Annotated in this window: 20 protein-coding genes, 1 tRNA gene, 1 rRNA gene and 1 riboswitch; of the genes, 16 read left to right on the forward strand and 6 right to left on the reverse strand. The window is 52.7% G+C overall.

Translation table 11 applies throughout. From position 1 onward, the window contains the following. The first annotated feature begins 126 nt into the window (after positions 1–126). The 4 genes from SC206_RS04115 (at position 127) to metH (ending at position 5,555) form a co-directional block, all read left to right on the forward strand. A tRNA-Thr gene (locus SC206_RS04115) sits at positions 127–202 on the forward strand. A 31-nt stretch (positions 203–233) separates the two neighbouring features. Further along, a 5S ribosomal RNA gene (rrf, locus tag SC206_RS04120) occupies positions 234–349 on the forward strand. Positions 350–706: 357 nt separating this feature from the next. Beyond that, complete coding sequence (gene metA / locus SC206_RS04125) at positions 707–1,636, forward strand: homoserine O-acetyltransferase MetA (protein ID WP_332734450.1); 930 nt, start codon at positions 707–709, stop codon at positions 1,634–1,636. A 223-nt stretch (positions 1,637–1,859) separates the two neighbouring features. Continuing rightward, a complete protein-coding gene (metH, locus tag SC206_RS04130; protein ID WP_332734452.1) occupies positions 1,860–5,555 on the forward strand; it encodes a methionine synthase in 3,696 nt (1,231 codons plus the stop codon). 27 nt (positions 5,556–5,582) lie between these two features. Here the strand turns inward: metH and SC206_RS04135 are convergent, their stop codons facing one another. Then, positions 5,583–6,293 (reverse strand): UTRA domain-containing protein, encoded by a 711-nt coding sequence (locus SC206_RS04135; RefSeq protein WP_332734454.1) that lies wholly within the window; start codon positions 6,291–6,293, stop codon positions 5,583–5,585. A gap of 202 nt (positions 6,294–6,495) precedes the next feature. Here SC206_RS04135 and SC206_RS04140 point away from each other — a divergent pair, with 202 nt between their 5' ends. The 7 genes from SC206_RS04140 to SC206_RS04170 all read left to right on the forward strand — a co-directional run bounded on the left by SC206_RS04140 (position 6,496) and on the right by SC206_RS04170 (position 13,563). After that, positions 6,496–7,554: an ABC transporter substrate-binding protein gene (locus SC206_RS04140; protein WP_332734455.1), complete on the forward strand. Its 1,059-nt coding sequence runs from the start codon at positions 6,496–6,498 to the stop codon at positions 7,552–7,554. Between the two features lie 202 nt (positions 7,555–7,756). After that, positions 7,757–8,554, forward strand: coding sequence for an alkaline phosphatase family protein (locus tag SC206_RS04145; protein WP_332734457.1), 798 nt, complete (start codon positions 7,757–7,759; stop codon positions 8,552–8,554). A 27-nt stretch (positions 8,555–8,581) separates the two neighbouring features. Then, positions 8,582–9,421: an ABC transporter permease gene (locus SC206_RS04150; protein WP_332734459.1), complete on the forward strand. Its 840-nt coding sequence runs from the start codon at positions 8,582–8,584 to the stop codon at positions 9,419–9,421. A gap of 38 nt (positions 9,422–9,459) precedes the next feature. Next, the gene (locus SC206_RS04155) at positions 9,460–10,245 is read left to right on the forward strand and encodes an ABC transporter permease (protein WP_332734461.1); all 786 of its coding nucleotides are present in this window, start codon (positions 9,460–9,462) and stop codon (positions 10,243–10,245) included. A 1-nt stretch (position 10,246) separates the two neighbouring features. After that, positions 10,247–11,239 (forward strand): ABC transporter ATP-binding protein, encoded by a 993-nt coding sequence (locus tag SC206_RS04160; protein ID WP_332734463.1) that lies wholly within the window; start codon positions 10,247–10,249, stop codon positions 11,237–11,239. After that, positions 11,236–11,892: an HAD family hydrolase gene (locus tag SC206_RS04165; RefSeq protein ID WP_332734465.1), complete on the forward strand. Its 657-nt coding sequence runs from the start codon at positions 11,236–11,238 to the stop codon at positions 11,890–11,892. The genes SC206_RS04160 and SC206_RS04165 overlap by 4 nt, the downstream gene beginning before the upstream one ends. Positions 11,893–11,907: 15 nt before the next feature. Next, a complete protein-coding gene (locus tag SC206_RS04170; protein ID WP_332734467.1) occupies positions 11,908–13,563 on the forward strand; it encodes a Na/Pi cotransporter family protein in 1,656 nt (551 codons plus the stop codon). Between the two features lie 113 nt (positions 13,564–13,676). Here SC206_RS04170 and SC206_RS04175 read toward each other — a convergent pair whose 3' ends face one another. The 3 genes from SC206_RS04175 to lysC form a co-directional block, all read right to left on the reverse strand. After that, on the reverse strand, positions 13,677–13,841 hold the full coding sequence (locus tag SC206_RS04175) for a hypothetical protein (protein WP_332734469.1): 165 nt from the start codon (positions 13,839–13,841) through the stop codon (positions 13,677–13,679). A gap of 159 nt (positions 13,842–14,000) precedes the next feature. Beyond that, entirely contained in the window at positions 14,001–14,939 is a 939-nt protein-coding gene (gene panS / locus SC206_RS04180; protein WP_332734471.1) for a ketopantoate/pantoate/pantothenate transporter PanS, read from the reverse strand. A 135-nt stretch (positions 14,940–15,074) separates the two neighbouring features. Beyond that, entirely contained in the window at positions 15,075–16,469 is a 1,395-nt protein-coding gene (lysC, locus tag SC206_RS04185) for a lysine-sensitive aspartokinase 3 (protein ID WP_332734473.1), read from the reverse strand. A gap of 109 nt (positions 16,470–16,578) precedes the next feature. After that, a riboswitch (Lysine riboswitch) is annotated at positions 16,579–16,769 on the reverse strand. A gap of 272 nt (positions 16,770–17,041) precedes the next feature. Here lysC and pgi point away from each other — a divergent pair. Continuing rightward, the gene (gene pgi, locus SC206_RS04190) at positions 17,042–18,688 is read left to right on the forward strand and encodes a glucose-6-phosphate isomerase (RefSeq protein WP_332734475.1); all 1,647 of its coding nucleotides are present in this window, start codon (positions 17,042–17,044) and stop codon (positions 18,686–18,688) included. A gap of 118 nt (positions 18,689–18,806) precedes the next feature. Here pgi and SC206_RS04195 read toward each other — a convergent pair whose 3' ends face one another. Next, positions 18,807–20,903 (reverse strand): hypothetical protein, encoded by a 2,097-nt coding sequence (locus tag SC206_RS04195; protein WP_332734477.1) that lies wholly within the window; start codon positions 20,901–20,903, stop codon positions 18,807–18,809. A 176-nt stretch (positions 20,904–21,079) separates the two neighbouring features. Between SC206_RS04195 and psiE the strand changes: the two genes are divergently transcribed. The 3 genes from psiE (at position 21,080) to ubiA (ending at position 23,030) form a co-directional block, all read left to right on the forward strand. Further along, on the forward strand, positions 21,080–21,487 hold the full coding sequence (gene psiE, locus SC206_RS04200; RefSeq protein WP_332734479.1) for a phosphate-starvation-inducible protein PsiE: 408 nt from the start codon (positions 21,080–21,082) through the stop codon (positions 21,485–21,487). A 97-nt stretch (positions 21,488–21,584) separates the two neighbouring features. After that, entirely contained in the window at positions 21,585–22,106 is a 522-nt protein-coding gene (gene ubiC / locus SC206_RS04205) for a chorismate lyase (protein WP_332734481.1), read from the forward strand. Between the two features lie 51 nt (positions 22,107–22,157). Further along, positions 22,158–23,030 carry a 4-hydroxybenzoate octaprenyltransferase gene (gene ubiA, locus SC206_RS04210; protein ID WP_332734483.1) on the forward strand — a complete coding sequence of 291 codons (873 nt, stop codon included), beginning with the start codon at positions 22,158–22,160 and terminating at the stop codon, positions 23,028–23,030. Positions 23,031–23,147: 117 nt separating this feature from the next. Here ubiA and plsB read toward each other — a convergent pair whose 3' ends face one another. Then, positions 23,148–25,628 carry a glycerol-3-phosphate 1-O-acyltransferase PlsB gene (plsB, locus tag SC206_RS04215; protein WP_332734485.1) on the reverse strand — a complete coding sequence of 827 codons (2,481 nt, stop codon included), beginning with the start codon at positions 25,626–25,628 and terminating at the stop codon, positions 23,148–23,150. Between the two features lie 127 nt (positions 25,629–25,755). Here plsB and SC206_RS04220 point away from each other — a divergent pair, with 127 nt between their 5' ends. Next, the gene (locus tag SC206_RS04220; protein WP_332734487.1) at positions 25,756–26,124 is read left to right on the forward strand and encodes a diacylglycerol kinase; all 369 of its coding nucleotides are present in this window, start codon (positions 25,756–25,758) and stop codon (positions 26,122–26,124) included. Positions 26,125–26,129 lie beyond the last annotated feature (5 nt).

The following is a 26,129-nucleotide window of genomic DNA, read 5'->3' on the forward strand; positions in this document are numbered from 1 at the left end:
AGAAGTGAAACGCCGTAGCGCCGATGGTAGTGTGGGGTCTCCCCATGCGAGAGTAGGGAACTGCCAGGCATCAAATTTAACATCCTACTGTGAATTGACCAGTGAGATGTTGTAGTAGATTAGTATGCTGATATGGCTCAGTTGGTAGAGCGCACCCTTGGTAAGGGTGAGGTCCCCAGTTCGACTCTGGGTATCAGCACCAGAAATAAAGCGTCAAGTTTTAAAAGAATTTGCCTGGCGGCACTAGCGCGGTGGTCCCACCTGACCCCATGCCGAACTCAGAAGTGAAACGCCGTAGCGCCGATGGTAGTGTGGGGTCTCCCCATGCGAGAGTAGGGAACTGCCAGGCATCAAATAAACAAACAAGCCTCAGTCGAAAGACTGGGGCTTTTTTGTTTACCTAATACTTGCCGTTTACTGCTCGAGTCAGAGAGTAGGACTCCCGTCGAAGGCGGTTTACACTTTGCTTCATGAAGTAAAACGGCTCACCTATCCCGATTTCTGCTCAAAAATCCTGCTCTGCCCCCATTTCTTAATAGCTAAATTCCCCTTTTTCTGACTTATAAATAACCAATGGTTATGTAAATTCCTTCAAAGCTGAATAATTTTCACCTAGTAGATGCAAGCTCGACATAGAGGAAAAAAACCGTTATCTTCGGGCATCTAGATGTCTAAACGTATAAGCGGATGCAGTGAGGAAGTTGTTATGCCGATTCGGGTTCCAGATGAGTTACCAGCCGTGAGTTTCCTGCGCAATGAGAATGTCTTTGTGATGACATCTTCTCGTGCAAAAACTCAAGAAATTCGTCCTTTGAAGGTGCTGATACTCAATTTGATGCCGAAGAAGATCGAGACCGAAAATCAGTTTTTGCGTCTTCTATCCAATTCCCCTTTGCAGATTGATGTTCAGTTGTTGCGTATCGACAGTCGTGAGTCTAAAAACACGCCTGCCGAGCACCTGAATAACTTTTACTGCGATTTTGAAGATATTCAACACGATAACTATGATGGGCTGATCGTCACTGGTGCACCTCTAGGTCTGGTTGATTTCTGTGACGTTGCCTATTGGCCGCAAATTGAACGTATCGTGCATTGGGCCAAAGAGCACGTGACCTCCACGCTCTTCGTATGCTGGGCCGTGCAGGCTGCCTTAAATGTTCTTTATGGTACGCCGAAAATGACTCGTGAAACCAAGCTGTCAGGTGTTTATGACCATCAAACACTGCAACCTTTGGCTCTGCTAACCCGCGGATTTGACGAGAATTTCTTGGCACCTCATTCGCGTTACGCCGACTTCCCGATCGAGGAGCTGCGCAAATATACCGACCTGGATATTCTGGTTGAGTCGGAAGATGCAGGCGCTTATCTGTTTGCTACAAAAGACAAACGCATGGCCTTTGTTACGGGTCATCCTGAGTACGATGCAGGCACGTTGGCGGGTGAATACCTTCGCGATTTGGCCGCTGGTCTATCGCCAGATATGCCGCATAACTATTTTCCGAAGGACAATCCAGAGCTTGCCCCAAAGGCCAGCTGGCGTAGCCACGGACATTTACTATTTACTAACTGGCTGAATTATTACGTTTATCAGATTACACCGTTCGACCTCCGCCATATGAATCCTACGCTGGAATGAACTCTGCTCTGATTTAACGCTAACGGCCATTAATTTGGCCGTTAGCGTTTCTTCAAGTTACACCGGTCTTGGAATAGACCTCGAAGTTTTGAGAATGATGCCAGACTTTGTCGCGAGCAAGGCGCTTGGACAAGGTATGCTAGGGTTATTGTCGGTTTTTAAAGCATAAATGGCCGCGTAGACGGGCTTGGTGAAAGCAGCGACGCATTGCACGCAATGAGTGATGAGGCTAAAAGTGACGAATCGAGTGGACGCATTAAAGGCACAGCTGGCAAAACGCATCCTGGTCTTGGATGGCGGCATGGGCACCATGATCCAAAGCTATCGCCTTGAGGAAGAAGATTATCGCGGAGAACGTTTTGCCGATTGGGCAAGCGATCTCAAAGGTAACAATGACCTATTGGTGCTTTCAAAACCTGAAGTGATCGCCGCTATTCATTATGGCTATCTCGAAGCCGGTGCAGACATCCTCGAAACCAACACTTTTAACGCCACGCCCATCGCAATGTCCGACTACCACATGGCGTCGCTTTCTGCCGAAATTAACTATGAGGCCGCGCGTCTTGCTCGGGTTTGTGCCGACGAATGGACGGCGCGTACCCCTGAAAAGCCACGTTACGTTGCAGGCGTTCTCGGGCCAACGAACCGCACCGCCTCGATCTCGCCTGACGTCAACGATCCCTCTTTTCGTAACGTTTCATTTGATCAACTGGTTAACGCGTATTGCGAATCTACCCGCGCACTGATTGAGGGGGGTGTAGATCTGATCATGGTGGAAACGATCTTCGACACCCTCAATGCTAAAGCCGCTACTTTCGCTGTCGAAACCGTGTTTGAAGAGATGGGCGTTTTACTGCCGGTCATGATTTCCGGCACTATCACCGATGCTTCCGGACGCACGCTATCAGGCCAAACTACCGAAGCTTTTTATAACTCGTTACGTCACGTCAAGCCGCTGACTTTCGGGCTTAACTGCGCGTTAGGTCCTGATGAGTTACGTCAATATGTCGCTGAGTTATCTCGCATTTCTGAATGCTATGTTACGGCGCACCCCAATGCGGGTCTGCCAAACGCTTTTGGAGAGTACGATCTTGAGCCTAAAGAGATGGCCGAGCACATTGGCGAATGGGCGCGATCCGGTTTCCTGAATATAGTCGGCGGTTGTTGTGGTACTACGCCGCAGCATATTGCCGAGTTTGTAAAAGTACTCGAAGGGGTCGCTCCGCGTCAGCTGCCAGAAATTCCCGTTGCCTGTCGCCTCGCGGGCCTTGAACCTTTAAATATCGATCCCTCGACCCTGTTTGTTAACGTAGGTGAAAGAACCAACGTCACGGGTTCGGCGCGTTTTAAAAAACTGATTAAAGAAGAAAAATACTTTGAAGCGTTGGCCGTTGCTCAGCAGCAGGTCGAGAGCGGGGCGCAAATCATTGATATCAACATGGACGAAGGCATGCTCGATGCCGAAGCGGCCATGGTGAAATTCCTGAATCTGATTGCGGGTGAACCCGATATCGCTCGTGTGCCTATCATGATCGACTCCTCCAAATGGGACGTCATCGAAAAAGGCCTCAAGTGCATTCAGGGTAAAGGCATCGTTAACTCGATTTCAATGAAAGAGGGTGAAGAGGCCTTCCTTAAATACGCCCGCAAGGTGCGTCGCTACGGCGCAGCCATGGTGGTCATGGCTTTTGACGAAGCCGGGCAGGCAGATACCCGCGCGCGAAAAATTGAAATTTGCCGTCGCGCCTACAAATTGCTAACAGAAGAGGTGGGCTTTCCACCCGAAGACATTATTTTCGACCCCAATATCTTTGCCGTCGCGACAGGTATCGAAGAGCACAATAACTACGCCGTCGATTTTATCGAAGCCTGTGCCGATATCAAAAGCGAGCTGCCGCACGCGCTGATTTCGGGCGGTGTCTCCAATGTGTCATTCTCATTCCGTGGCAACGACCCTGTGCGTGAGGCCATTCACGCGGTATTCCTTTATCACGCTATCCGCAACGGCATGGATATGGGCATTGTTAACGCCGGACAGCTGGCTATTTATGATGATTTAGCCCCTGAACTACGCGAAGCCGTTGAAGACGTCATTCTTAATCGCCGCGAAGACGGCACGGAACGCCTGCTCGATCTGGCCGAAAAATATCGCGCGAATAAAGATGACGGCGAAGCCAACAAGCAGCAGGCCGAATGGCGGAGTTGGGAAGTCAGAAAACGCCTCGAGTATTCACTGGTAAAAGGCATTACAGAATTCATCGAGTTGGATACGGAAGAAGCTCGCCAGCTCTCTGCTCGTCCGATCGAAGTTATCGAAGGTCCGCTGATGGATGGCATGAACGTGGTCGGCGACCTGTTTGGCGAAGGGAAGATGTTTCTGCCGCAGGTCGTAAAATCTGCACGCGTCATGAAACAGGCCGTGGCCTATCTCGAACCTTATATTGAAGCCAGCAAAGAGAAAGGAAAAACTAACGGTAAAATCCTGCTGGCGACGGTTAAAGGCGACGTACATGACATCGGTAAAAATATCGTAGGTGTCGTGCTGCAATGTAATAACTACGAGATTATCGACCTCGGTGTTATGGTGCCAACCGATAAAATCCTTAAAACCGCTATTGAAGAAAACGTGGATATTATCGGGCTTTCTGGCCTGATTACGCCCTCACTCGACGAAATGGTCAACGTGGCTAAAGAGATGCAGCGCCGCGGATTCACCATTCCCCTGCTGATTGGTGGCGCCACAACGTCGAAAGCGCATACCGCCGTTAAAATTGAACAGAACTACAAAGGCTCGACGACTTATGTGCAAAACGCCTCACGCTCCGTGGGCGTGGTTTCTGCGCTACTGTCGGATACCCAGCGTGAAGCTTTTATTGAAAAAACGCGCAAAGAATATGAAACCGTGCGCATTCAGCACGCGCGTAAAAAGCCACGAACGCCGCCTGTGAGTCTTATAAAAGCGCGTGAAAACGCGACTCAGATTGACTGGGATAACTACACGCCGCCGGTGGCGAAATGTTTAGGTATTCAGCAGGTTGAAGCCAGCATTGAAACCCTACGCCATTACATCGACTGGACGCCATTCTTTATGACCTGGTCGCTGGCCGGCAAATATCCGCGCATTCTTGAAGATGAAGTGGTCGGCGAAGAAGCCAAGCGACTGTTCCAAGACGCCAACGAGCTGCTCGACAAACTTTCCAGCGAAAAGCTGCTTACTCCACGCGGCGTGTTTGGGCTTTTCCCTGCAAATCGTAACGGCGATGACATCGAAATCTATCGCGATGAAAACCGTGAAGAGGTGTTGGTTGTGAGTCACCATCTGCGCCAGCAAACCGAAAAAACCGATTTTGCCAACTATTGTCTGGCCGATTTCGTTGCGCCTAAAACCAGTGGCAAAGCTGATTACCTGGGCGCGTTCGCCGTCACTGGAGGTCTGGAAGAAGACGCGCTGGCCGAGGCTTACGACAAGCAGCACGACGATTACAATAAAATCATGATTAAAGCGCTGGCCGATCGTCTGGCAGAAGCCTTTGCAGAATATCTTCACGAGCAGGTGCGAAAGGAGTATTGGGGCTTTGCCGCGTTAGAAAATCTAAGTAACGAAGAGCTAATTCGCGAAAATTATCAGGGCATTCGACCTGCGCCAGGTTATCCGGCCTGTCCGGAGCATACCGAAAAAGGGCAAATCTGGCAGCTGCTTGATGTGGAAACCCATACCGGCATGCAGCTCACCGAATCCTTTGCCATGTGGCCGGGTGCCGCCGTGTCAGGCTGGTATTTCAGTCATCCAGACAGCAAGTATTTCGCCGTCGCACAAATCCAGCGCGATCAGGTTGAGGATTACGCCGCGCGTAAGGGCATGCCGATTGCCGACGTTGAACGCTGGCTAGCCCCCAATCTTGGCTACGATGCAGACTAGCTCCTTACTATTATATTTAACTTAAGCCTATCCAACTTCGACGTCGATATGTAAGGCGTCATAACGCCAATACTCGAGATCGCAGTCAATGATCCGATCCTTGAGATCACGATTGATCCGTGTAATAAACAGCGCCGGACTGCCTGCCGCTACTTTTAACGCGCTGGAGGCTTCTTCGGGTAAACGTGTTGGCACCATGTCAAAACGTACTTTTCCATACTTTATGCCGTAGCGAGAGAAGTAGAGATCGGTCAAAGATTGCGTGAGGTCGGCATCAATAATGGCGGGGAAAAATTGCGGATTCAGGTAGTGCTCAACGTATAACACCGCGCGGCCATCGATATAGCGCAGGCGACGAATACGGTAAACCGCACTCTGCGCGGGCAGGTTTAGCTTTTGACATATTCCGTCACTGGCCAGCATTTGACAGGCATCGATTAGCTCAGTGCGCGCAAGCCGACCCTGATCTTTCGCCATCGCTTGAAAATGACTGCGCTGCAGCGGGTTATAAAGCAGTCGCGGGGGCGAGATAAACCAGCCTCGACGCACCTCGCGATAGATAAGCCCCTGAGCTTCAAGCTGGCCTAAAGATTCCCTTAACGTAATTCGCGTCGTCGAAAATTGCTCGCTCAACGCCCGTTCCGAAGGCAGGCGTCGCTCGGCAGCATAAAGTCCGGCGGCTATATTTTCGCTTAACGTCTGACAGATAGTAGCAACGGTGGTCTGCGATTCACTCATCGGTCTTCAGCCTCATTTCAGTGCATTTTTGCACCACCATGACCATTAAAAGATGAAAGTTTGTGTCCTCGCTAACAACGCTCGACGGTAAAACTGTCGCTTTTTCGCGCTGTCATCTAAATATCACAAACGATCGTTAGATTGGCTTGGATCTTGCTGGACTAGACCAGCACCCCACACACTACCATCTGGAGCATCCGTTATGAAACAGTTGTTCGCTTCTGTGTTAACCACCACGCTCATCATGACCACCACCAGCGCATTTGCCGCCGATTCCATGGCAGACCTCGAAAAAGCCGCCAAAGCCGAAGGTATGGTAAACAGCGTCGGGATGCCTGATTCCTGGGCGAACTGGAAAGATACCTGGAATGATTTAACCAGCAAATACGGCATCAAACATAGCGATACTGACATGAGTTCGGCACAGGAAATCGCCAAGTTTATCGCGGAAAAAAGCAATGCCAGTGCAGATATTGGTGATGTGGGTGCCGCTTTTGGTCCCGTAGCGGTGAAGCAGGGCGTGACGTTGCCTTACAAACCTAGCACTTGGGATCAGGTGCCTGACTGGGCGAAAGATAAAGACGGCAACTGGGCGCTGGCCTATACCGGCACCATCGCCTTTATCATTGATAAATCACAGGTTAAAGATGAGCCGCACAGCTGGGCCGACCTGATGAAAGGCAAATACAAAGTGACTATCGGCGACGTGAGCACGGCTGCACAGGCTGCGAACGGCGTATTGGCAGCGACTTACGCGATGGGCGGCAATGAAAAGAACCTGAAACCGGGCCTGGAATATTTCGGCAAGCTGGCGAAAGCGGGCCGTTTAAGCCTTACCGATCCAGTTATCGCCTCGCTGGAAAAAGGCGAAGTTCAGGTCGGCATCGTCTGGGATTTCAACGGGCTTAACTATCGCGACCAGATTGATAAAAACCGTTTCGACGTCGTCATTCCGACTGATGGCAGCATCACTTCCGGCTATACCACTATCATCAACAAATACGGCAAGCACCCGAATGCCGCCAAGCTGGCGCGTGAATATATCTTCTCCGATGCAGGACAGATTAATCTCGCGAAAGGCTATGCGCGCCCGATTCGCGCAGAGCATTTGACCCTGCCAGATGACGTGAAGGCCAAACTGCTACCAAACAGCGAATACGCCAACGCGCATCCGATTGCGGATCCTGAAGCGTGGGCTAACAATGCCAAAACGCTTCCCCGTCTCTGGCAAGAAAACGTCATGATCAACCAACCACAATAAATCTTCGTCATCTTTCGCGCTGTAGATGCGTTGGCTACGCGGTCTCACCCCAGTCACTTACCCATGTAAGCTCCTGGGGATTCGCCCGCTTGCCACCTTCCTACAGCACGAAATATTTTGAAGATTTGGCAGGTTGTAATGTTTATAAAAATTAAAAAATTCTAAATAAAAACTATATTTCTACGTTATCAGGGCCTTCGTCATGAAAACTATCTTGGTGGTATTGGATGGCCTGAACTATCAGGTCGCTCGCGAAACAATGGGTTATTTGCATGCGCAGTGTGCGGTAGGGCGCGGGAGGCTTTATCAGCTGGAATGCGAGCTGCCTTCGCTTTCTCGTCCGCTGTATGAGTGCATTCTGACCGGCGTGCCGCCCGTATTGAGCGGTATTGTGGGTAATCATGTGGATAGGCTCTCGACCGGGCAAAGCGTGTTTCACTATGCGCGCGAAGCGGGGCTGACCACGGCGGCGGCGGCTTATCACTGGGTCAGCGAGCTCTATAATCGCACGCCGTTTGTGCCCGCCCGCGATCGTCATACTCACGATAAATCGTTGGCGATTCAGCACGGACATTTCTATTACGACGATACCTATCCCGATTCCCACCTGTTCGACGATGCCGAAAGCCTGCGTTTGCAGCACGATCCTGATTTCTTGTTTATTCACCCGATGAATATTGATGATACGGGCCATAAGTTTGGTCAGGACTCGATGCAGTATCGCAACAAGGCGCGGGTGGCGGACGGCATTCTTTCACACTATTTGGGCACTTGGCTTGAAGAGGGATATCAGGTCATCGTGACTGCCGATCACGGCATGAATAACGATCGCAGTCACGGCGGAATTCTGCCGGAAGAGCGACAGGTGCCGATGTTTGTCTTTGGCGCTGCGTTTAGTCAGCAAGAGGCCGCGCCGCTGCAAACTGAGCTGTGCGGCACGGTTTGCCAGCTGCTTGATATTAATCACGATAAACCTTACTGCGCTGATTTACTGGCCTGAATCGCGCGGCAAGGTCGAGGATAACGGATGAAAGCCAAGTGGCTCGCCCTGCTTTTTACGCTGCCTTTTGTAGTGTTTTTCATTGCCTTTCAGCTGGCGCCGCTGGCTTGGGTCGCGGTCAGCAGTTTTTATAGCAACACTTACGAAGCGTGGGGATTCGGTAATTACAGCGATATTCTCACCTCGCCGTTCTATCTGCAGGCGATGAAATACTCGCTGGATATTTCGGTATGGTCGAGCGTTTACGGGCTGCTGATCGCGCTGGTGGGGAGCTACTCGCTGCGCCAACTTGGCCCGACGAAGCTGCATGATTTCGTGATGTCTTTCACCAATATGACCAGTAATTTCGCAGGCGTGCCGCTGGCTTTCGCCTTTGTGATCCTGCTTGGTCTGAACGGCACGCTCACGCTTCTTCTACGCAAATATGGCCTGATGAGCAGTTTCAACCTCTATTCGAAAGACGGGCTGATCGTGCTTTACACCTATTTCCAAATTCCGCTGGGCGTGCTGCTGCTCTATCCGGCTTTTGATGGTCTTCGTGAAGACTGGAAAGAGTCCGCCGCGCTGCTTGGGGCCGGGAAATGGCGTTTCTGGCGCTACATTGGTTTACCTGTCATGGCGCCCGCCTTGATGGGCACTTTCGTGATTCTGCTCGCCAACGCGCTGGGTGCCTACGCCACGGTGTATGCGCTCACTACCGGCAACTTCAACGTGGTGCCTGTGCGTATTGCGGCGCTGGTTTCCGGTGATATCTCTCTCGACCCGAATATGGGCAGCGCGTTAGCCATCTTGCTGGTGCTGTTGATGGCCGTTATTACGCTGGTTCATCAGTGGCTATTACGCAGGAGCTATCTCAATGCACGTTAAGCCTTTTGTCATCAATACAACAAAGCCGGGGGCCCACGATGTCGAATGCTGAACGTCTTTATCATCGGCTGGTGGTGTGGATTTTATTCCTCGTCCTACTTTTGCCGCTCGCAGTCACGCTGATTTACGCGCTGGTGCAAGAGTGGGGTGCGACCATTTTGCCAAGCGGCTTTACGCTAAATTGGTTGATTGCGCTGTGGAGCGATCCGCGTTTTCTGGTGGCGCTCGGCCACTCGCTGCTTATCTGCCTCGGCACGCTGCTGTTCTCGCTGGTGCTGATTCTGCCGCTGATGTTTGTGATTGCTTACTATTTCCCAAAGCTAGACGTGCTGATGAATATCCTGATTCTGCTGCCGTTTGCCGTGCCGCCGGTGGTGTCCTCCGTAGGGCTGATGCAGCTCTATTCTGCACCGCCGTTTGAACTCACCGGCACGCCGTGGATCCTGATTGGCTGTTATTTCACTATCGCGCTGCCGTTTATTTATCGCGCCATTTCCAACAACATTCAGGCTATTAACCTGCGCGATTTAATGGACGCCGCGCATCTGCTGGGCGCCAGCACCTGGAAGGCCGCGCTGCTGGTGGTGTTGCCGAATCTGCGCAAGGGCGCGACCATCGCCGTGCTGCTCTCCTTCTCGTTTTTAATCGGCGAGTTTGTCTTTGCCAACTTGCTGGTGGGCAATCGCTATGAAACGCTTCAGGTTTATCTCTACAACATGCGCAACGGCAGCGGCCACTTCACCAGCGCACTGGTCATCTCCTATTTCTTCGTCGTGCTTATCTTTACTTGGGCGGCGAACTTATTGAATAAAGGGAAACGCTGATATGTCCTATCTCGACGTGACGCAGTTGAACAAACATTATGGGCAGACGCAGATTTTCAATAACATCGATTTCAGCGCCAAAGAGGGCGAATTTGTCACTCTGCTCGGGCCGAGCGGCTGCGGAAAATCGACGCTATTGCGCTGTCTCGCTGGATTAACTTCAGTCGACAGCGGACAGATTATTTTGCAGGGCCAGGATATCGTGCCTTTAACGCCTCAGAAGCGCGGCATCGGCATGGTGTTTCAGAGCTACGCGCTATTCCCGAACATGACGGTCGAGGGCAACGTCGCGTTTGGCCTCAAGATGCAGAAACTTTCATCGAGCGAGACGACACGCAGGGTGAACGAAGTGTTGGCGCTGGTGGAGCTTACCGAGTTTGCCCGCCGTTATCCGCACCAGCTTTCTGGAGGACAATGTCAGCGCGTGGCGCTCGCGCGTTCGCTGGTGACGCAGCCTCGCCTGCTGTTGCTCGATGAGCCGCTTTCGGCGCTGGACGCGCGTATTCGTAAGCATCTGCGCGAACAAATCCGCCGTATTCAGCGTGAAATGAACCTGACCGCCATTTTCGTGACACACGATCAGGAAGAGGCGCTGACCATGTCTGACCGTATTGTGCTGATGAATAAAGGGCAAATCGTTCAGAATGGCGACGCCGAAACATTGTATACTGCACCGGTCAACGCTTTTGCCGCCGGGTTTATCGGCAGTTATAACCTGCTGACGCCCGAACAGGCATTCACATTGACGGGGCAAAGTTATGGTTCACAGGTCGCTATCCGGCCCGAATCGATCGCACTTTGCGCGCCCAATCAGGGAATTACCGCCCGAATTCTTCACCATAGCCTGCTGGGCAACGTCGTGCGTTATCGTGTTGTGGCTCACAATGTCGAACTGTCGGTGGATGTTTTAAACCGTTCTGTCGAGGCTTTGCTCCCCGACGACACCGATATTGGTCTACAGTTAGATCTTGAAACTCTAAGAGAAGTTGCATGAATCTCGCGCTTTTTGATCTCGATGAAACGCTGATTAGCGGCGACTGTTCGAGCCTCTGGTCGGCCTTTATGGTTAAAGAAGGATGGGTCGAAAAACCCGATTTGTTCCTCGAGCAAGACGCTGAAATGATGCGACTCTACGCCATCGGCCAGATGGACATGACCGCGTACATGAACTGGACCTTAAGCCCGCTTAAAGGTCGCAGCGAAACCGAGGTGACGGCGATGGTCGAGCGCTTCGTCCATGAGATTATCGCCGCGCGCGTTTATGACGACGCGCGACAGTGCATCGACCAACACCGCGCCAATGGCGATCGCACGATTGTGATTTCCGCATCAGGCGAACACCTGGTGGCCCCGATTGCGAAATACCTTGGCATTGACGAGACGCTGGCAATCGGCGTCGAAACGGCCAACGGTCTGTATACCGGCTTTACCCAAGGCGTGCTGACTTTCCGGGAAGGAAAGGTGGCGCGGCTGATGACCCTGTTAAATCAGGACGCGACTCAGCTCGCCCACGCTATTTTTTATTCGGACTCACACAACGATTTGCCGCTGCTGAATCTGGTCGGCAAACCTTGCGTTGTTAATCCGGATGCTATCCTGCTCCAACACGCCAGGCAGGCAGGATGGCCTATACATGCCTGGCGCTAAAGGAGTTTTTATTTAGTGTTAACTCTTCTTCATTTACTTTCTGCAGTTTCTTTACTCGTGTGGGGTACGCATATTGTGCGTACAGGCATCATGCGGGTGTTTGGTGCCAACTTGCGGCGCGTGCTCAGTAGCAGCGTCGAGAAAAAGCCGCTGGCCTTTGTTTCCGGTATTGGCGTAACCGCGCTGGTGCAAAGCAGTAACGCAACCGCACTGCTGGTTACCTCGTTTGTGGCACAAGGTCTGGTCGCACTTTCTCCGGCACTGGTGATTATTCTCGGAGCCGACGTCGGGACCGCGCTGATGGCTCGCGTGCTGACCTTCGATCTCTCCTGGCTTTCGCCGCTGCTGATTTTCGTGGGCGTCGCCTTCTTCCTGAGTCGTAAACAGACACGCGCCGGCCAGATGGGCCGCGTCGGTATTGGCCTCGGGCTGATTTTGCTGGCACTGGAGCTTATCGTCACGGCTGCGACGCCGATTATGCAAGGCTCCGGCGTTAAAGTGCTGTTCTCCTCGCTTACCGGCGACAGTATTCTCGATGCGCTGACCGGCGCCGTTTTTGCGATTATCAGTTACTCGAGTCTGGCGGCGGTATTGTTAACCGCAACGCTTGCCGCGACGGGCGTGATTTCGCTGAAAGTGTCGCTGTGTCTGGTGATCGGTGCCAACCTTGGCAGCGGCATTTTAGCGATGATCAACGCCAGCAAACAGAATGCGGCGGGGCGTCGCGTGGCGCTCGGCAGCCTGTTGTTCAAGCTGATCGGCTGTATTATCGTGCTGCCGTTTATTGGGCCGCTGACCGATCTGCTGGCACGAATCGGCATTCCCGATGAAGAGCTGGTTATCTATTTCCACGTGTTCTACAACCTGATCCGCTGTCTTGCGCTCGTTCCGGCAGCAGAAATGATGGCGAAAATCTGCGAGCTGTGGATTGCCGAGCAGCCCGAAGATGACCCGCGTTTGCGTCCGCGACACCTTGATACCAGCGCAATCGACACGCCGTCACTGGCGCTGGCCAACGCCGCGCGCGAGACGCTGCGCATGGGCGACGTCGTTGAACACATGATGATTCTTCAGCATGAAGTGATGCACGGCAAGCTGGCGCAGGACCGCGAAATCCGTCGTTTGGACGATGACGTTGACGTGCTGTATACCGCAATCAAACTTTATCTGGCGCAAATCCATAAAGACGATTTGGGTGAAGACGATTCACGGCGCTGGGCCGAAATCATTGAAATGGCGCTGAATCTTGAGCAGGCGGGCGACATTATCGAGCGTATGACCGGCGATATCACCGCCAAGTCGCACGACACGCGCCGCGCCTTCTCGGCAGAAGGTTTGGGCGAACTTGATAACCTGCACGAGAAGCTGGTGGATAACCTGCGCTTGAGCCTGTCGGTATTTTTATCCAGTGATATCACCAGCGCGAAACGCCTGCGTCGCTCGAAACACCGTTTCCGCCTGCTAGACCGTCGTTATGCCCACGCGCACGTCGACCGTTTGCATCAGCATAACGTGCAAAGTATTGAAACAAGCTCGCTGCACCTCGGCCTGCTCGGCGACATGAAACGCCTCAACTCGCTGTTCTGTGCCGTAGCTTATAACGTGCTGGAAAAAGACGAGCAAGACGACGAGCGCGAAGATCTCGACGACGCCCGCAGCATGGTCAAATAACCTAAAATACCGCCATTAAAAAAGGGTCACGTTTATCGCGTGACCCTTTTTATTCAATGATTAAATTCAAGATTTCCTATCCAAGTCTGCGAAATCACCTCTTGTATAAAAAATCATGTATTTTGATTTGTTTGGCAGTCAGGTTTTTCAATTATGACTTTGGTCGAATCATCGCGGAGTTTTGCGTTAATTTCTATAATACGTGCCTCAGCTAGAGCCTGCTTGGTTGTAGCCGAAGGACGTTGCCTGTATTCCGCGAGTAGATTATTTGCTTTCATTAAGTTTCTCTCCGTTAGCTCTAGGCATTGTACTTTCGGTACAAACAATGAACAATTAACGTAAAGTATTTATCCTTGATTACCGCCATTAAAAAAGGGTCACGTTTATCGCGTGACCCTTTTTACTTTCAAAAACTGACGATAACAAATAGCCGCTAATTAGCGAGGAAGGCTATTTTTCTCGTCTTTATTGACCGGACGACCCGACCAGTAACCGGCCAGCAGCGAGCCGGAGAGGTTGTGCCAAACGGAGAAGATGGCGCCGGGCAGGGCGGCGATCGGGGTGAAATAGAGTTTACCGAGCGTTGCTGCCAAACCTGAGTTCTGCATGCCGACTTCAAGCGCGATGGTGCGGCAGGTGGTCTCGTCGAAACCAAACAGCTTGCCACCAAAGTAGCCGCTGAGCAGGCCAATCGCGTTGTGCAGGATTACGGCGATGACGACGACCAGTCCAACGGAGCCGATCAAACTCTGGCTGCCCGCGATAACCGCGCTGATGATGGCAAGAATACAGACCATCGAAAACAGCGGCAGGAAAGGTTCAATGCGTTTTACGGCTTTGGTGAACAGGTGATGAATAATAAGGCCCGCTAGAATCGGGATCACCACGATTTTCAGGATGCTCATCAGCATGCCTTCAACATCCACCTGAATGTGCGTGTCGACATACAAACGGGTAAGAAGAGGCGTGGCAAATACGCCGACCAGCGTGGAGACGGAGGAGATGGTCACGGAAAGTGCCACGTCGCCTTTAGCTAGATAAATCATTACGTTGGATGCCGTTCCGCTGGCCACGCTGCCGACCAGAATCATGCCGGCCGCCAAATCGTCAGGCATATGGAACAGCTTTGCCAGCAGCCACGCCGCGAGCGGCATCACCAGATAATGCAGGAAAGTGGCCGCCGCAACCGGCGCAGGACGCGAAAGAACGCGTTTAAAATCGCCAAACTCCAGCGTGACGCCCATCGCGAACATAATCAACATTAACAAGGTGCTGACGTGCGGGCCGATAGGCGTAAAGGTGTTTGGCGTGTAATAGGCGGCAACCGCCAGCAAAACGGCCCACAGGGGGAACAGACGTGTGATTTTGGCTAACATGCAGGGACTTCCTCAGTGTTTTATAGTTTTATGTTTCGATGTTGTGTATTTCTTATTTAGGGGGTCTTGCTCATTTAAAAAAAGCCGGGTCTTTCGACTCGGCTTTTCTTGTTACGCGCGGGAATCGAAAATCGATTAATCCTGCTCGAATAGGTTGTGGTGCAGCTTTTGCACGACCTGATTGGCGTCATCGCCCGGCACCAGGAAGCACAGGTTGTAGCTGCTCGCCCCGTAACAGATCATGCGGATGTTGAACGGGTCCAGCACGCCGAACACTTCTTTACCTACGCCGCAGGCCTGCGACAGCTTGTTGCCGATAATCGCGATCAGCGCCAGATTCTCTTCAACCTCAACGCGACACAGCGAAGAGAGCTCGGTCAGTAGCGAGGTGGTCAGCAGGCTGTCACCGGACGAGGTTGAGCCGGTGGTATCCAGCGTCAGCGCGATGCTGACTTCGGAAGTCGTAATCAGATCCACAGAGATATTATGGCGCGCCAAAATGCTGAACACTTCGGCGAGGAAACCCTGTGAATGCAGCATGGTCATGCTGTGCAGCGTCAGTAAAGTCTGCTTGCGGCGCAGGGCCAGCGCGCGGAACAGCGGCGGGTTTTCAGTGGTGTTGCACACCAGCGTGCCGCCGGCTGACGGGTCTTTGCTCGAGCCGACAAACACCGGAATGCCGCGACGAACCGCAGGCAGCAGCGTGGCCGGATGCAGCACTTTCGCGCCAAAGGTCGCCATTTCGGCGGCTTCTTCAAAGGCGATGCGATCGATACGTTTTGCGGCAGGCACGACGCGCGGGTCGGTCGTGTAAATGCCCGGCACGTCGGTCCAGATGTCAACGCGCACGGCACCCAGCGCTTCGCCCAGCAGGGCGGCGGTGTAATCGCTGCCACCGCGTCCGAGCGTCGTTGTGCGACCTTTAGGTTCGGCACCGATAAAGCCCTGCGTGACGATCAGCGCTTCGGCAATGCGCGGCGCCAACTGCTGGCTGGTCAGTTCGAGAAGCGCGTGCGTGTCTGGCTCGGCACGACCAAAACGGTCGTTGGTACGCATGATTTTACGCACGTCAAACCATTCGGCAGAAACCTGACGCTGACGCAGAATTTCAACAAACAGCAGGGTAGACATCATCTCGCCATGGCTGACCAGCTCGTCGGTCAACGCGGTCGAGGTCGCCAGACTGGCCGCTTCGGACAGCATGCCGATATTTTCGAGCATACGTTCGATTTCGTCGTGAATAACGGACGGCGTATCGAGACGGTCGATAATGGCGGTTTGGATGCGGCGAATCTCTTCCAGCAGCACGGCGCGGCGTTCGCTCTCTTTGCCTTCGGCCAGTTCTACCAGCAGATTAGTCACGCCAGCGGAGGCGGAAAGGACCACCACGCGAACGTCAGGATTGGAAAGCACCACATCGGCGCTGCGGTTCATGGCTTCGAAATCCGCCACGCTGGTGCCACCAAATTTGGCGATGACCGTTTTGCTCAGGGGAGACAGGTCTGCGTTGCGGGGTGCTGCTTGATTCATTTAAAACCTCGTGTCAGGGTCGTCCTTTTATAAGACGGCCTTTTTAATTGCATATTCCTTGGCACAAGGGTAGAGCGGGAAACGGGAGCAGGCGTAGAAATGCTACGGTACACCCAGAAGCGCCCCACCATGCCAATAGCTCTGAGAGCTATAGCGGTGACAACCCAGAGGATTCAGCCCCTGTAGTCGATCTTTTCCCAACCGTTGGGTGTCTGACCTCGGCGTCGCACCCCATAATGCACCTTCATCGGATACGGTTCCTCCGATACATTGCCTGGGCGACGCGCCTCTTCTGGCCTACACGCGCGGACGCGCATAAGTTAGGCGCCTAGAATTACCGGTTCTGCGCCTCCTGTCAACGATCAGAGGGCATCTGAACCACATTTTGAAGAATTGTCATCTATTCTTTCTTGCGGTAGTTGTCTATTGAGCGGCTTTGCCAACAGTTATTACCTATTGCAAGAAACGCAAGAAAAGGCATCTCATCTTCCGAAATAGCGGATACAATCAAGGCAGTTGCGCTAAATAATAGTCAAGATGTCACCTTACATTCTCAGCCTAAGAGCATTGCTATGAAAAATATCAATCCAACTCAAACCGCTGCCTGGCAAGCCCTGCAGCAGCATTTCGACCGAGTAAAAGATGTAGAAATCAGTCATCTGTTTGCTGAAGATGGCGATCGTTTTTCCAAGTTCTCGGCGACCTTCGACGATCAGATTCTGGTCGACTATTCAAAAAACCGCATCACCACAGAAACGCTGGAAAAACTACAGGCGCTGGCGAAAGAGACCGAGCTGCAGGAAGCGATTAAGTCGATGTTCTCCGGTGAGAAAATCAACCGTACCGAAGACCGCGCCGTGCTGCACGTCGCGCTGCGTAACCGTAGCAACACGCCCATTGTCGTTGATGGCAAAGACGTGATGCCGGAAGTCAACGCGGTGCTGGCAAAAATCAAAAGCTTCACCGAGCGCGTGATCGGCGGCAGCTGGAAAGGTTATACCGGCAAGCCAATCACTGATGTGGTTAACATCGGTATCGGCGGCTCCGACCTGGGTCCATTCATGGTGACCGAGGCGCTGCGTCCTTATAAAAATCATCTGAACATGCATTTCGTTTCCAACGTTGACGGTACACACATCGCCGAAACGCTGAAACCGCTGGACCCTGAAACCACGCTGTTCCTGGTGGCGTCCAAAACCTTCACCACGCAAGAAACCATGACCAACGCCCACAGCGCGCGCGACTGGTTCCTGAAAACCGCCGGTGACGAGCAGCACGTCGCGAAACACTTCGCCGCGCTCTCGACCAATGGCAAAGCCGTTTCCGAATTTGGAATCGATACCGACAACATGTTCGAATTCTGGGACTGGGTCGGCGGTCGTTATTCACTGTGGTCCGCGATCGGTCTTTCTATCGCACTGTCCGTCGGTTTCGAAAACTTCGAGCAGCTGCTGAGCGGCGCGCACGCGATGGACAAACACTTCGCCGAAACGCCTGCCGAGAAAAACCTGCCGATTATTCTGGCGCTGATTGGTATCTGGTATAACGATTTCTACGGCACCGAAACCGAAGCGATTCTGCCATACGACCAGTATCTGCACCGCTTTGCTGCCTATTTCCAGCAGGGCAACATGGAATCCAACGGCAAATACGTTGACCGTAACGGTTCGCCAGTGGATTACCAAACCGGCCCAATTATCTGGGGCGAGCCGGGCACCAACGGCCAGCACGCGTTCTATCAGCTGATTCATCAGGGCACCAAAATCGTCCCTTGTGACTTCATCGCGCCCGCTATCAGCCACAACCCGCTCAGCGATCACCACTCCAAACTGCTGTCTAACTTCTTTGCACAAACCGAGGCGCTGGCCTTTGGTAAGTCACTGGAAACAGTAGAAGAAGAGTTCGCCGCGCAGGGTAAAAAGCCGGAAGAGGTCAAGCACGTTGCGCCTTTCAAAGTGTTCGAAGGCAATCGCCCAACCAACTCAATCCTGCTGCGCGAAATTACGCCGTACAGCCTGGGCGCGCTGATTGCGCTGTATGAGCACAAAATCTTTACGCAGGGCGCTATCCTGAACATCTACACCTTCGACCAATGGGGCGTAGAGTTAGGTAAGCAGCTGGCTAACCGTATTCTGCCAGAGCTTGAAAACAATGAAGAAATCAGCGGTCATGATGCATCGACCAATGGTTTGATCAACCGTTTCAAAGCGTGGCGTTAAGGTTTTTTGCCGATAAAAAGGCAGTAAAAGTTTAACAAGACCGACCTTATTTCTGCCGCCTCAAACCACTAGGTTTAGGCGGCAGACTTGTTTTTTATTTATAGAATTGTTTGGTTTATCAAAACCGCATGTTGTTTATAATAATATTTGCCCCCGCTTCCATCGGCATTGCCGACTCGATATTTAGCAACAAATTATCCTGCTCAATAAAATAGCCCGGCGCAGAAAATGCGTTTGCTGCGAATCGGCGCTGACCCTGAACAAAGGTCGCGTACCGCGCCTGATAGTAATTAATGCCGCCTTCAATCTCGAGATGCAGCCCGTCAGCGTGAGATAATTCGCTGTGCAGCGGCCCCAAAAGCCAACTCACTGGACCCTCGCCGCGCCTCGATATTCGCGCCAGCGATGAAGGATCGGCGTTTATCGTCGTTTCGCCATTAATCACCAGCTTTTGCGCTATTTCGCCCGCCATAATCAACGCCAAATTATTGATTTGGCAGGCTGAAAAATGCGTTTCCTGATTATTCAGCAGCAGCGACGTTTCGGCGTGGACGCCCTCAAAATGGCAGTGCGAAAAATAGACTCGTGATGCGCCCTGCAACGAGTTGCGCAGCGTAGGGGAAGGATGAGAACCAATGTAAGGATCGTCGCGTTCGAGATCGCTGATGGTGGAGTCGTGGCGAGCATCGAGCGTAAACGCGCAGTTATCCAGCAAAGTCATTTTCTGGCTAAGCTGCTGATGCTGAACCAGCGTTAACTCGCCGTTTACGCTACAGTTTCTGACCGTCAGGCCGTCACAGTGCAGGCGCAATATGCCTAATCCGCCGTGGGTATCGTTGCGATAAATCTGCACGTCGGTGAGAGTTAAGTCGCTGATAAAGGTATTGGCGATCAGGACGGAACAGACGTGCTGACTGATAGCGATTCTGGCGGCGGACTGCCCCCATTCAATGCCCGAATTGGCGAGCGTGATGATGCCGGAATTGCCAATAAACTGTAAATCGTGCTCGTATTGGCCGTGGGTGACAAAAGCGCCGGTGCTGTCACCGTCGCTGTGACAATTTTGCACCACGCAGGAAGAGCTGGCGGTTAAGTCATTGAGATGACGCGCATTAGAGGTCGTGCAATCGACAATATTTCCATACTGACAGTAAATTTGCTGCGTCAGATAACCCGCGCCGCCCCATGAAACCGAAGGCGGATTGCTCAGCGAACACTGCTCGGTGCGAAAGAACGTGTTCCAACGGCGAAAAATCACCGACCAGAAAGTGCCTTGCGCATGAATTCGGTAAACGTCGCAGTAAATCGCGTATTCGAAGGTGATCGGCTGCGAACTGACGTCAGCCAGCTGGCCCTGGCCGATAAACTGCATATTTTGAATCGAGACATTTTTTATCGGCGTCACTTTGCGCCACGTTAAGGTTTCTCCCGTTTCCAGCTGCCAGCCGTTTCGATAATTTAAACGCACGTGGCTGGCGTCAATGTGCGCCGTTATTTGCACCAGCCGCTGGATTTTTCGCTGCCAGCGACCGGCCAGCTTGGCGGATTCAAGACAGTACCACTGCCCGACCGGAAACTGGCTACTGTCATCGACAGGGTAAATTTCATTGAGTAACGGCAGCGGTTGGCGCAGGGCGCGGGTGGTTACGCTTTTTTCTACCTCACCGCGAAAGGAGAAAATAGCCGACAGATAGTTCTCTTTCCTGTTTTCGAGCGGCGTAAGGCCCGAGGTAGTAATCGTATGGCCGCCAAAATCGAGGATAATATCGGAACGGGTAAAGAGGTGGCGCACGGAAAAGTTAAGCGACGTGTGCGCTTCAATTCGATGAATCAGTGGGTCATTGATCATCGCGTCCAGCGCGTCGTCGGCAGCATTGTCGCCATTGAAAATGCCAAACTGGCGGAAATCCATTACGCCGTTGTGCAGTTGCAGCCAGCGGCCTTTGATAATGCCCTGCGCCGAAATTATCGTGCCGTCGTTGGCGGGCTGTTCGTTTACGGCGTCCCAGTACATCAGCTTGCCGCCGCCGTCGCCCGCAAAATGGTAGCCGAGAACCACGGCGCAAAGCCTGTCTGGCGGCGCAGCGCGCTTTCTCAAAGCCGAGACATTATTGACGCTGACCATGCTGGTTGGATTCGCCGCCGCCGCCGTTAACAATCCGGCCGACACCACGCCGCCTGCCAGCCCTGAAAGCAGCTCTCGTCGATTTATCATCAGGATCCTTACGGAAGAGGGCGTGCAAAGGGTTTTTTGCAAACCGAGCCGCCAACGTTGAGTATCCGTGCTGGGCAAATAATAAGCAAACGTACGGCTGGCCTCACAACCCGCTTTCGCCACGCAAACGCTGTGGTATTCTGCTGACATTCAACAATAAGTGGGATCTGGATCACATGGCAGGATCAAAGAGGGCGACCGCGATCGCCGTCGTTATGCAGCGTTTATTAAACGTTTTTCTTTTAGGGTTGGCAGCAATTTTAATGCTGTTTTTAGGCCGGGAAACTTATCACCTTGCCTTGGTGCTGTTCGTTAATAACGATGAATCTTCGTCTTATATGCTGATTGAAGGCATCGTCATTTACTTCCTGTACTTCGAGTTTATCGCCTTGATTGTTAAGTATTTTGCCTCGGGTTATCACTTCCCGCTGCGCTATTTTATTTACATCGGCATCACGGCGATTATTCGCTTTATCATTGTCGATCATAAAAGCCCGATCGACACGCTGCTCTACACTGCCGCCATTCTGGTGCTGGTAGTGACGCTGTTCCTCGCCAATGGCGAACGCCTGAAACGCGAATAAATGATGACCCCGGCGGGATTACCGCCGGGAGTTTCTGCGCTAGAATGCCCGCCTGAATCCCTTTTTTGGTAGCGATCACTACCTGCTCGGAGTGTTAATGTCTGAGTCTTATGTGCCTTTTCCCAATGCTATTCACTGGTTCGAATTTACCGCCGATGTTCCGCCCGGGGTCGTAGACTGGCTGCTGGAGATGGGCTCGATGACCCGTCGTTTCGAGCAGCACTGCACCAAAGTCAGCGTCACGCCGCAGCGCGAATGTTTTATTGCACGCGCCGAGCTGAGCGACGGAGAAGCGGCACAACTGCCTGAAAGTGAACGTTATTGGCTGCGTGAAATCGTGCTGTTTGGCGATGAAGAACCCTGGCTGCTGGGGCGCACGGTGATTCCACTCGAAACGTTGACCGGCCCCGATCAGGCGCTGGTGGACCTCGGCACCCTGCCGCTCGGACGCTATTTGTTTAGCGGTAATCAACTTAGCCGTGACTATATTCATCTGGGCCAACAGGCTAAACACTGGGCGCGCCGCTCGCGGCTACGGCTGTCGGACAAGCCGCTGCTGCTGACCGAAATATTCCTGCCCGCCTCGCCGGTCTATTTTTGTACGGAAAAACCAGCGTAGCAAAACCGTCAAACTTGACTGATTATTTTATGCCTCAAGGAGAACACCACGTTGATAGGGACCAAAACACGGGGACAATGGCGCGATTATTGTCGCCTGATGCGAATTGACAAGCCGATTGGGTCGCTGCTGCTAATGTGGCCGACGCTGTGGGCGCTGTGGCTGGTTAGCGGCGGAATGCCGCCTATAAAAATTCTGATTATCTTCGTGCTGGGCGTGTTTTTCATGCGCGCGGCGGGTTGTGTCATCAATGATTACGCCGACAGAAAGGTCGACGGCCACGTAAAACGCACCGCCGGACGACCGCTGCCGAGTGGTGCTATCACCAGCAAACAGGCAAAAATGCTGTTCGGCGGCCTGGTGCTGGCCTCTTTCCTGCTGGCGCTGATGCTGAACGGTAAAACGATTCTGCTGTCGTTTGTCGCGCTGGGGCTGGCGTGGGTTTATCCGTTTATGAAACGGGTGAGTCATCTGCCGCAGGTGGTGCTGGGCGCGGCGTTTGGCTGGGCAATTCCGATGGCTTACATGGCGGTGGGTGAAACCTTGCCGCTGAGTTGCTGGCTGCTGTTTATCGCCAATCTGTGCTGGACGGTCGCCTATGACACGCAGTACGCCATGGTGGATAGAGACGACGACCTGAAGATTGGCGTCAAGTCGACCGCGATTCTGTTTGGACGCTACGACAACCTGATTATTGGCCTGTTACAGCTGGCGACGCTGGCGCTGATGATGATTATCGGCCATTTAAATCAGCTGGGCGCGCCGTTTTACTGGTCGCTGCTGCTGGCCGCCTGCCTGTTTGTTCATCAACAAAAAATCACTGCCAAACGCCAGCGCGATCTCTGCTTCCAGGCGTTTCGCAATAATAACTATGTCGGCATGGTGATGTTCATCGGCATCTTTCTGAGCTTTTATATGCGCTAAGCCTTTGTATATCTAGTTAATAAGTTTAGAAAGCAGAAAAGGAAAACCCCGCTAATCGCAAGACTGGCGGGGTTTTTTATTGGCTTTCAACGCGCAATTCACGCGAAACGAAAAAGTTTAGTGGTCGGTATCTCGCACGTCGATCTTCGGTTCGTCTGGCGGTTCAGTCGCAGCAGGCAACTCAGAAGGCATGCCGGCGCTTTCGATGGTCAAGCGAATGTCGGGCGTGATCAGGTCGCTGAGAATGGTGTAAATCTCGCGCGTGTGCTCCGGAATCGCATCACCAATATCGTTGATGTAGCCTTCGTTACGCAGCGTGCCGACCAGCGTGGTGAATACCGCCTTGTCGAAGAACTCCGGCGCATTAATCCCGTGCAGCACCGAAAGACGCTGCGCCATGATCCGGCTCTCTTTCTCGAGCGCGCCGCGACTTATGCTCGGATTATTGCTCAGTAAGGAGAGCGTAATCGCGTAGCGTTGCAGGGTTTCACGCACGCCCGCCGCCAGCAGTTGCAACGGACGGTTGCGCAGCGGATTCAGCGACAGACGATCGCCGGTAATCAGAATCAGCTCCTGACGTGCCAGTTCGCTGCTTAATACCTCTAACAATTCAGGCAGCTGCGCCTTATCGTAGTGCATAAACAGTTCGGCTTTCATCATCGGATAAATCAGCTCGACCTGACGCAGCAGCTCGGTTTTACTAACTTCACCGTGATGCAGCACGATGCTGGCAATCAGTGAAGGCATCACCAGCAGGTGATGAATATTGTTGCGATAATAGGTCATCAGCACCGCCTGCTCGCGCGGCAGAATGATGATATCGCCAATATTGTCCTTCTCGACCTGGAACTTGTTCATGTTCAGGGCGTGATCCAGCAGCGCGTCGGCGGTGTGTTCCGGCACGGTGGAATCCTGATTGTAAGGCACGTTGCGCAGTAGTTGCAGGTAGCAGTCGAGCTGTTCAATCAGCTGTTCGCGGGTCAAAGAACGTTGGCGCGAAGCCAGCAGCGCCGTCGAGCAGAGATTCATCGCGTTGGCCGCAGCCGAGTTATTGATGCGCACCATAATCTTGTCCGCAATGTCCTGCACGGTTGGCGTCAACCAGCTCGGACGATGGGCTTCGATAGGGTCGATAGAGTCGCGCCACTGCGGCACGTTCTGGTTTAGGTACGGCGTTAAATGCAGCGGCTCGCCAAAGTTGACGTAGCCCTGACCCAGATTGCGCAATTTACGCAAGCCGTTGATCATCTGCATGAAACTCTCTTTCTCTTTGGTCGCACCGCGCAGCTCTTTGGCGTAGGTACCGACCTCCATTACATGCTCGTAACCGATATAAATCGGCACAAGAGTAATCGGACGCGAACCGCCGCGCAGCATGGCCTGAATGGTCATCGACAGCGTGCCGGTTTTCGGTTCGAGCAGGCGACCCGTGCGTGAACGTCCACCTTCAACAAAGTATTCTACCGAGTAACCCCGGCTAAACAGTTCGCCCAGATATTCGCGGAATACCGTGGAGTAAAGTTTATTGCCTTTAAAGGTACGACGAATAAAGAACGCGCCCAGACGACGGAAAATCGGGCCCGCCGGCCAGAAATTCAGGTTGATACCCGCCGCGATGTGCGGAGGAACCAGACCCTGATGATAGAGCACGTAGGAAAGCAGCAGGTAGTCCATGTGGCTGCGATGGCAGGGCACATAAACGATTTCCTGACCGTCCTGCGCTAACTGACGCACGCGCTCGGCGTTGTTAACGTTGATACCTTTATAAAGACGGTTCCAGGTCCAGCTCAGCACGCGGTCGGAGAGGCGCACGGCTTCATAGTTGAAGTCGGCGGCAATTTCTTCCATCAGCGCTATCGCGTTCTGCTGCGCCTTGTCGTAAGAGATCTTTTTGGTTCGCGCTTCATCTTCAACCGCTTTTTCAATGGCTTTCGAGGCCAGTAGCTTGTTGAACAGGTCTTGACGCACCGGCAGACGAGGCCCGACAGCGGCGTGACGTTGACGCGAGAAGTGCATCCGCGCGACGCGAGCAAGCTTGTGGGCGATGGTTTTATCCGTGCCGTGCTGGGTCGCCATATCGCGCAGAGAAACGGTGTTGGAGAAACGCACAAAGCTGTCGCGCCCCAGCCAGAGCACCGCGAAGAACTTCTGGACGCCGTTCAGCACGCGCAAATGTGGCGTGTCTTGACCTTCACGACCCGGAGCACGGCCAAACATAACAGACACCGGCAGCATCTGAATGTCGAGATTTGGATTATTGCGATGCAGATCGAGATAATCGTGGAACAGCTTTACCGATTCCTGCTGATGCTGGTAATAAGGGAAGACGCGCGGCCCTTCACCGATGAAAACGTGGCTCGGCAGCTGCACGCCGTCGATTTCCAGCGGAATGAGAGGGTCGGGCAGATTCTGCGCCAGGCACTGGGCCCGCAGCGTCAGAAGGTCGGCCTTGGAGTTATAAGGCAAAACATACAGAATCGGGCGCGTTGGGTCCAAACGCATTTCCGTCACCGGATCTGTAGGAATGACCTTGCTGCTTACCAGCATTTTTAGCGGTAAATTCAGTAAGGTATAATAAAGTCTACGCCATCCTGACATAAAAAATGTGAAGCCTCTTGTTAGCAATTCGCGGCAAGGATACCAGAAAGCCGGTATGAGATCTGTGGTGATAGGACAACCGATTCAGGCTAAAATGCCTGAAAATCACTTTAAGACGCAAAATATAATGACAAATCAGGTCACCGGACTCACCCGAATTTACAAGGCTGCCGGATATTCTTTAAAAGGATTAACCTCGGCCTGGAAGCACGAAGCCGCCTTTCGACAGGAAGCCGTGGTCGTCATTCCCGCCATCTTACTGGCATTTTACCTTGATGTGAGCAGCATCGAGCGTATTTTAATGATCGGATCACTGATTTTGGTGCTGGTGGTTGAATTATTGAACAGCGCCATAGAAGCCGCCATTGACCGAATCGGGCCAGAATTTCACACCCTTTCGGGCAGGGCGAAAGACATGGGCTCCGCCGCCGTGCTGATCGCCATTTTATTTGCACTTTTTACCTGGTTAACGATCCTCGTGCCGCACTGGCGCTAGAGTTA

Source organism: Rouxiella sp. T17, assembly GCF_036663475.1.
In the GTDB taxonomy this organism is placed as follows: domain Bacteria; phylum Pseudomonadota; class Gammaproteobacteria; order Enterobacterales; family Enterobacteriaceae; genus Rouxiella.